General features: G+C 49.7%; 3 protein-coding genes, 8 tRNA genes and 1 rRNA gene (1 of these 12 only partly in view). All 12 read right to left on the reverse strand.

The window, feature by feature from the left end; genetic code table 11:
- Positions 1-5 precede the first annotated feature (5 nt).
- A complete protein-coding gene (gene hprK / locus L6442_RS31740; RefSeq protein WP_194234967.1) occupies positions 6-944 on the reverse strand; it encodes an HPr(Ser) kinase/phosphatase in 939 nt (312 codons plus the stop codon).
- Positions 945-1,599: 655 nt separating this feature from the next.
- Positions 1,600-2,724 (reverse strand): ABC transporter ATP-binding protein, encoded by a 1,125-nt coding sequence (locus L6442_RS31745; RefSeq protein ID WP_212979915.1) that lies wholly within the window; start codon positions 2,722-2,724, stop codon positions 1,600-1,602.
- Positions 2,725-2,828: 104 nt separating this feature from the next.
- Complete coding sequence (locus tag L6442_RS31750; RefSeq protein WP_237100146.1) at positions 2,829-3,986, reverse strand: PucR family transcriptional regulator; 1,158 nt, start codon at positions 3,984-3,986, stop codon at positions 2,829-2,831.
- A 210-nt stretch (positions 3,987-4,196) separates the two neighbouring features.
- Positions 4,197-4,269: transfer RNA gene (locus tag L6442_RS31755), tRNA-Lys, on the reverse strand.
- Between the two features lie 6 nt (positions 4,270-4,275).
- Positions 4,276-4,361 (reverse strand) — tRNA-Tyr (locus L6442_RS31760).
- 8 nt (positions 4,362-4,369) lie between these two features.
- Positions 4,370-4,442 (reverse strand) — tRNA-Phe (locus tag L6442_RS31765).
- Positions 4,443-4,476: 34 nt separating this feature from the next.
- Positions 4,477-4,553, reverse strand: a tRNA-Asp gene (locus L6442_RS31770).
- Between the two features lie 12 nt (positions 4,554-4,565).
- Positions 4,566-4,641, reverse strand: a tRNA-Thr gene (locus L6442_RS31775).
- A gap of 6 nt (positions 4,642-4,647) precedes the next feature.
- Positions 4,648-4,723: transfer RNA gene (locus tag L6442_RS31780), tRNA-Val, on the reverse strand.
- Positions 4,724-4,732: 9 nt separating this feature from the next.
- A tRNA-Met gene (locus L6442_RS31785) sits at positions 4,733-4,809 on the reverse strand.
- A gap of 30 nt (positions 4,810-4,839) precedes the next feature.
- Positions 4,840-4,931: transfer RNA gene (locus tag L6442_RS31790), tRNA-Ser, on the reverse strand.
- A gap of 179 nt (positions 4,932-5,110) precedes the next feature.
- Positions 5,111-7,769 (reverse strand): 23S ribosomal RNA (locus L6442_RS31795); it runs 270 nt beyond the window's last position.

Consider the following 7,769-nt stretch of genomic DNA (forward strand, 5'->3'; position numbering starts at 1 on the left):
CTCTCCTAATCCATATCATCCATGTCTTCCGCAATCGTCGCGGTCAGTTTATTGGTAAACTGCAGGGCTGCGTTGAGACCCATTTGCTTCAAACGGTAGTTCATCGCAGCAACTTCGATAATAACGGCTAGGTTTCGTCCAGGACGAACAGGGATTGTCACGAGAGGAACATCCGTATCGAGGATTCTTGTCGTCTCCTCATCAAGGCCGAGACGGTCATATTGTTTGTCCTGCTGCCAAGCCTCAAGTTTGATGACCAGCGTGATACGCTTGTTGTTGCGGATCGCTCCTGCACCGAACAACGTCATCACGTTGATAATGCCCACGCCGCGGATCTCCAGCAGATGACGGATCAGTTCGGGTGCGGTACCGTGAAGCTGGCTGTCCGAGGTTTGGCGGATTTCGACCGCATCATCGGCAATCAAACGATGCCCTCTTTTGACGAGCTCCAACGCCGTCTCGCTTTTACCGATTCCGCTGCTGCCGGTAATCAGCATTCCGACACCATAAACATCACATAGTACGCCGTGGATGGTTGTCGTTGGCGCTAATTTTCTTTCCAAAAATCCGGTAATCCGGCTGAGCAAAATGGTCGTCGCCATACTGCTGCGCAGTACGGGAAGCTGTTTCTCCTGACTGATCTTGACGAGCTCCTCAGGCACATCCAGACCACGGGTAACCACGATGCACGGCGTCATTTCACCGCACAGCCGTTCCATGCGTTCCCGGCGTTCCTCGGGCTTGAGCATGCTAAAAAAGGCCAACTCCGTTCTTCCCAGCAGTTGAACCCTCTCTTGAGGATGGTACTCAAAATAACCGGCCATTTCCAACCCTGGTCGGTTCAAATCATCGGTTGTAATAATCCGCTTTAAGCCCTGCTCACCGGATATGACTTCAAGCTGAAATTGCTGTACTAATTCTGCCACTTTTACTTTTTTAGCCATTCGATGTCTCCCTTTCTGTCCGGTTGGCTCAGAATCCAGCCTTATGCTGTCCGAGACGATTCTTGCGAATCTAATGTAATCATCGTATAGGAAATTTCCAATGAATGCAATCTTAGCAGAGGAATAACCAGCATACTCCTAATAGAAAAACGGCGATCGAAGTAGGTTCATAGAGGAAGGGATGCATTTTATCCGCGATTTTTGCTTGTCATGTCAAAATGCGGGTTGCCATAGTTTCTACGCAGATTAAAAGCATAAGAAAAACGTCTATTGACGTACTATCACAGCAGACAGAACACCTTTAGCTGTAGTTTTTCTTGCGATATCAGGATGCGTTTTCCTCGAAGTTATACTTTTTGATATCTTAAGAAAAACGTCTATTGACGTACTATCACAGCAGACAGAACACCTTTAGCTGTAGTTTTTCTTGCGATATCAGGATGCGTTTCCCCCCGAAGTTATACTTTCTGATATCTTAAGAAAAACGTCTATTGACGTACTATCACAGCAGACAGAACACCTTTAGCTGTAATTTTTCTTGCGATATCAGGATGCGTTTCCCCCGAAGTTATACTTTCTGATATCTTAAAATAACCCCATAATCTTCAAAAAAGCCGCCCTTATGGGCGGCTTGATTTCAGGCATACCGCCTGGATTAGTCCGTCAACAATACATTCAATTCAGACTCTTTATCGAAGATATGAATTTTGTTCATATCGACCGCAAGGCGAACGCTGCTGCCTTCACGAGTATTGGAGCGTCCATCTACACGGGCGATAACTGTGTCGCTGCCAACGCCGCTCAGGTAGAGGAGCATTTCATGGCCTAGGTTTTCAGTTACATCTACATGGGAAGTAAAGATCGTGTTTGGAGAAGCTTCCATGAAGACAGGCTCTTCGTGGATATCTTCCGGACGTACGCCCATGATCACTTCTTTGCCGATATATCCTTTGCTTTTCAAAAGTTGTGCTTTGCCGCCTGGAACTTCAACGTCCAGTCCCTCGGAACGGAAACGTACAGAACCGTTGGACTCGGAAAGGGTACCTGCAATGAAGTTCATCGTAGGGGAACCGATAAAGCCGGCAACAAACAGGTTTCTAGGGCTGTTGTAAAGCTCTTCCGGAGAAGCAGCTTGTTGAATGATGCCGTCATGCATAACGACGATCCGATCACCCATGGTCATGGCTTCTGTTTGGTCATGTGTTACGTAGATGCAAGTCGTTTCAAGACGTTTAACCAATTTCGTGATCTCAGCGCGCATCTGACCGCGGAGTTTAGCATCCAAGTTGGAAAGCGGTTCGTCCATCAGGAAGACTTGAGGATCACGCACGATAGCGCGGCCCAAGGCAACACGTTGACGCTGACCACCGGAAAGTGCTTTCGGCTTACGGTCGAGCAAATGCTCGATATCGAGGATTTTGGCTGCTTCACGAACGCGTTTGTCAATTTCGTCTTTCTTTACTTTACGCAGTTTCAGACCAAATGCCATGTTTTGATATACGTTCATGTGTGGATACAAAGCGTAAGACTGGAATACCATCGCGATATCGCGGTCTTTAGGAGCGACGTCGTTCACGACGCGGTCACCAATGTAAAGTTTGCCCTCGGAGATCTCTTCCAGACCTGCGATCATACGGAGAGTCGTAGATTTACCGCAACCGGAAGGTCCTACCAGAACCAAAAATTCTTTGTCTTGAATGTCAAGGCTGATATCCTTAACCGTTGCTTTGTCGGAACCCGGATATTTTTTGAAAATATGCTCTAAACGTACACCTGCCATGAGATTTGCCCCCTTAAGTGCATATTATGAAATCGAATACATTTTTATAGTACTATAATAACTAACATATTAAAGACTGGCTATACACAAACTGCACAAAAAACCTATTTTCTTTTCGTTACTTTATACAATAACATGGCGAGCTTCACCAAAACCGCGTCACCAAAGCTTCTGACGTCCAGTCCGGTCTCCTGTTTGATTTTATCCAGACGGTATAAAAGTGTGTTTCTGTGAATATATAATCGTTTGGCCGTCTCGCTGACATTGCAATCGAGCTGAAAAAACGTTTCAAGCGTAGACAAAGTCTCATTGTCTGAAAATAACGCTCCGCAGTCTCCCGCCTGCTCCAAAAACAATTTGCGCTGGTCCAGCGGAATGCCGTAAATCAACTGTTCCAGCAGGAGCTCCCACGGAAAATGGACATGCTCCGCAACATGAAAGGTTCTGCCAAGAAAGATCGTCTTTCTAAGGAGGCTAACCGCAGAAGGAAGGGACTTCACCGGTAAAATAGAAGGCGCTACCGCCAAGTGAAAGGTACCGACCCATTCGTTAGCGATCAGCTCGTATAGCCCCAGGCAGAATGCTGACAGCATGTCGGTCTCCGATTCAGAACTATCATCGTCCTTTTCCTCGCCTGTACCAACGACCAGCTCCTTCCTGGCCAGTACAAGCCACTCATAACTCCGTAAAGGTACAAGTACCACATCCCCATCAAAATAGCTCCTTAACAGCTTTTTCAATTGGGTACGGCTGACATCGGCAGCATAGGCGCTTTCACATGTCAGCAAAAACGGTATCATCTCACCGGTCAACCGCCGCTTTAAATCCAGATCATCCGGAATTTCACTATCTCCCCGTTCCTGGTCCAACTGGTCTACGATCCAGGCTCCGAAACGGAGAATTTCGCTTTCCTCTTCAACCCCTACTGGAAGGGATTCATTGTCCTGAGGTTTAACTTGGGCAACCAATAGCTCGATCAGCTGCATGACCTCTATGCTGATTTCGCCCGCAGGAGCTTCCAGCGCGTAGACATGCCCTCCCTTCATATATAGGGGATACCAGATGCGGTCATCCACTACGACTGAAGCTTTCAGCTTGCAGTTAGAGCCATGACTTTGATCCATATCTCTGCCTTTCGATGACTCATGACACTCGGCTTGATCAAATACGATTTCGGACTGCTGTTTGGTCAACTGCTTAATGCGCAAAGGCGCTCCGACGATTTGCTCCAACTTGATACGTAATGTCTCCATCTCCACCATCGATGTCATCCACCACTTTGCCGTTTTTGTATATTATTTTATCATATCGCACGTCAAATTCCGAAAATCACTGATATTGCCTTTTTATCTTCACTCCGGGTCCAATACCTACTATCAACGATTCATTTTTCTGTATAAAAGGTCCAGCGGTTAACACTTTCCTATATCATAACAAAAAGACCATCAACCGTAACGGTTAATGGTCTTGGATGAGCCATGAAGGACTCGAACCTTCGACACCCTGATTAAAAGTCAGGTGCTCTACCAACTGAGCTAATGGCTCTTATACTGGTGGAGGCTGATGGATTCGAACCACCGAACTCGTACGAGAACAGATTTACAGTCTGCTGCGTTTGGCCACTTCGCTAAGCCTCCATATAAGGTGGCTCGGGACGGAATCGAACCGCCGACACGAGGATTTTCAGTCCTCTGCTCTACCGACTGAGCTACCGAGCCTTATAAGATAAAACGATGAAACTACTGAAATGAATGGCGGAACCGACGGGATTCGAACCCGCGATCTCCTGCGTGACAGGCAGGCATGTTAGGCCTCTACACCACGGTTCCGCATTATTCAGATGGTGCCGGCGAGAGGACTTGAACCCCCAACCTACTGATTACAAGTCAGTTGCTCTACCAATTGAGCTACACCGGCATATGATGGTGGAGGCTGAGGGGATCGAACCCCCGACCCTCTGCTTGTAAGGCAGATGCTCTCCCAGCTGAGCTAAGCCTCCGAAATGTTATGGTAGCGGCGGAGGGGATCGAACCCCCGACCTCACGGGTATGAACCGTACGCTCTAGCCAGCTGAGCTACGCCGCCATATTTATTATATCTTACGCAGTATACAGATGGCGGAGAGAGAGGGATTCGAACCCTCGCACCGCTTACGCAGTCTAACCCCTTAGCAGAGGGTCCCCTTATAGCCACTTGGGTATCTCTCCAAGCATATCGCTGTATACACTAAGACATTATATTCAAGTGATTTGATCACCTGAAAACTAGATACGAAACGTTTTGCGTTTTAATTCTCCGTAGCATTTCCCGGTTTTAAATCCCGGGTCCCCCGAAAAGTAATCGGAATTATCCGCGAAGCATACGCTTCACTTTTTGGGGTATTTTTTAGGATAAGCCCTCGACCGATTAGTATTGGTCAGCTCCATGCATTGCTGCACTTCCACCTCCAACCTATCTACCTCGTCGTCTTCAAGGGGTCTTACTAGTTGGGAAATCTCATCTTGAGGGGGGCTTCACGCTTAGATGCTTTCAGCGCTTATCCCTTCCGTACGTAGCTACCCAGCCATGCTCCTGGCGGAACAACTGGTGCACCAGCGGTACGTCCATCCCGGTCCTCTCGTACTAAGGACAGCTCCTCTCAAATTTCCTACGCCCACGACAGATAGGGACCGAACTGTCTCACGACGTTCTGAACCCAGCTCGCGTACCGCTTTAATGGGCGAACAGCCCAACCCTTGGGACCTACTTCAGCCCCAGGATGCGATGAGCCGACATCGAGGTGCCAAACCTCCCCGTCGATGTGGACTCTTGGGGGAGATAAGCCTGTTATCCCCAGGGTAGCTTTTATCCGTTGAGCGATGGCCCTTCCATGCGGTACCACCGGATCACTAAGCCCGACTTTCGTCCCTGCTCGACTTGTAGGTCTCGCAGTCAAGCTCCCTTCTGCCTTTGCACTCTTCGAATGATTTCCAACCATTCTGAGGGAACCTTGGGGCGCCTCCGTTACTCTTTAGGAGGCGACCGCCCCAGTCAAACTGCCCACCTGACACTGTCCCCGCACCGGATCACGGTACCAGGTTAGAACCTAGATACGATCAGGGTGGTATCCCAACGGCGCCTCCACCTAAGCTGGCGCTCAGGCTTCAAAGGCTCCCACCTATCCTGTACAGATCGTACCCAAATCCAATATCAAGCTGCAGTAAAGCTCCATGGGGTCTTTCCGTCTTGTCGCGGGTAACCTGCATCTTCACAGGTATTAAAATTTCACCGGATCTCTCGTTGAGACAGCGCCCAAGTCGTTACGCCATTCGTGCGGGTCAGAATTTACCTGACAAGGAATTTCGCTACCTTAGGACCGTTATAGTTACGGCCGCCGTTTACTGGGGCTTCGGTTCACAGCTTCGGATTACTCCTAACCGCTCCCCTTAACCTTCCAGCACCGGGCAGGCGTCAGCCCGTATACTTCGCCTTACGGCTTCGCACAGACCTGTGTTTTTGCTAAACAGTCGCTTGGGCCTTTTCACTGCGGCCCCCTCGTGCTATTCACACTACCGGGGCACCCCTTCTCCCGAAGTTACGGGGTCATTTTGCCGAGTTCCTTAACGAGAGTTCTTCCGCGCGCCTTAGAATTCTCTTCTCGCCTACCTGTGTCGGTTTGCGGTACGGGCACCTTCACCTGGCTAGAGGCTTTTCTTGGCAGTGTGAGATCATGACCTTCGGTACTGTAATTTTCCCTCCCCATCACAGCCCAGCCTTATCGATGTGCGGATTTGCCTACACATCAGCCTCACTGCTTGGACGAGCATCCATCAGCTCGCGTCACTACCCTCCTGCGTCACCCCATCGCTCGTAGCGGTTTACGGTGGTACAGGAATTTCAACCTGTTGTCCTTCGACTACGCCTTTCGGCCTCGCCTTAGGTCCCGACTTACCCTGAGCGGACGAGCCTTCCTCAGGAAACCTTGGGCTTTCGGCGGATCAGATTCTCACTGATCTTTTCGTTACTCATACCGGCATTCTCACTTGTATACGCTCCAGCGCTCCTTACGGTACACCTTCAACGCTGCATACAACGCTCCCCTACCCCTGATACTTGCGTATCAAGCCATAGCTTCGGTGGTGTGTTTAGCCCCGTTACATTTTCGGCGCAGAGTCACTCGACCAGTGAGCTATTACGCACTCTTTAAATGGTGGCTGCTTCTAAGCCAACATCCTGGTTGTCTGTGCAACTCCACATCCTTTCCCACTTAACACACACTTGGGGACCTTAGCTGATGGTCTGGGCTGTTTCCCTTTTGACAATGGATCTTAGCACTCACTGTCTGACTCCCGGAACTAAGTCTATGGCATTCGGAGTTTGACTGAGCTTGGTAACCCTTGCGGGCCCCGCACCCAATCAGTGCTCTACCTCCACGACTCTTCTTTCCGAGGCTAGCCCTAAAGCTATTTCGGGGAGAACCAGCTATCTCCGAGTTCGATTGGAATTTCTCCGCTACCCCCACCTCATCCCCGAATTTTTCAACATTCGTGGGTTCGGGCCTCCAGTGCGTGTTACCGCACCTTCACCCTGGACAGGGGTAGATCACACGGTTTCGGGTCTACGCCCACGTACTAAGTCGCCCTATTCAGACTCGCTTTCGCTGCGGCTACGGCTTCTCACCTTAACCTTGCACGGGAACGTAACTCGCCGGTTCATTCTACAAAAGGCACGCCATCACCCCTAAAATGGGCTCTGACTTCTTGTAAGCACACGGTTTCAGGTTCTATTTCACTCCCCTTCCGGGGTGCTTTTCACCTTTCCCTCACGGTACTGTTTCACTATCGGTCGCTAGGGAGTATTTAGCCTTACCAGATGGTCCTGGCAGATTCATACGGGGTTTCACGTGCCCCGCACTACTCGGGATCCGTCTCGGAGGGAACAGACTTTCGGTTACAGGGCTTTTACCTTCTATGCCGGGCCTTTCCAGACCTCTTCGCCTAACCTGTTCCTTTGTAACTCCATGTGAGACGTCCCACAACCCCGGCCAGCAAGCTGACCGGTTTAGG

Origin of the sequence: Paenibacillus azoreducens, from assembly GCF_021654775.1 — a bacterium.
GTDB lineage: Bacteria > Bacillota > Bacilli > Paenibacillales > Paenibacillaceae > Paenibacillus_AQ > Paenibacillus_AQ azoreducens.

What these genes read in the sequence shown, in the direction of transcription:
- hprK (WP_194234967.1), bottom strand. Translation starts at nt 944, where the DNA reads ATGGCTAAAAAAGTAAAAGTGGCAGAATTAGTACAGCAATTTCAGCTT.
- L6442_RS31745 (WP_212979915.1), bottom strand. Translation starts at nt 2,724, where the DNA reads ATGGCAGGTGTACGTTTAGAGCATATTTTCAAAAAATATCCGGGTTCC.
- L6442_RS31750 (WP_237100146.1), bottom strand. Translation starts at nt 3,986, where the DNA reads ATGGTGGAGATGGAGACATTACGTATCAAGTTGGAGCAAATCGTCGGA.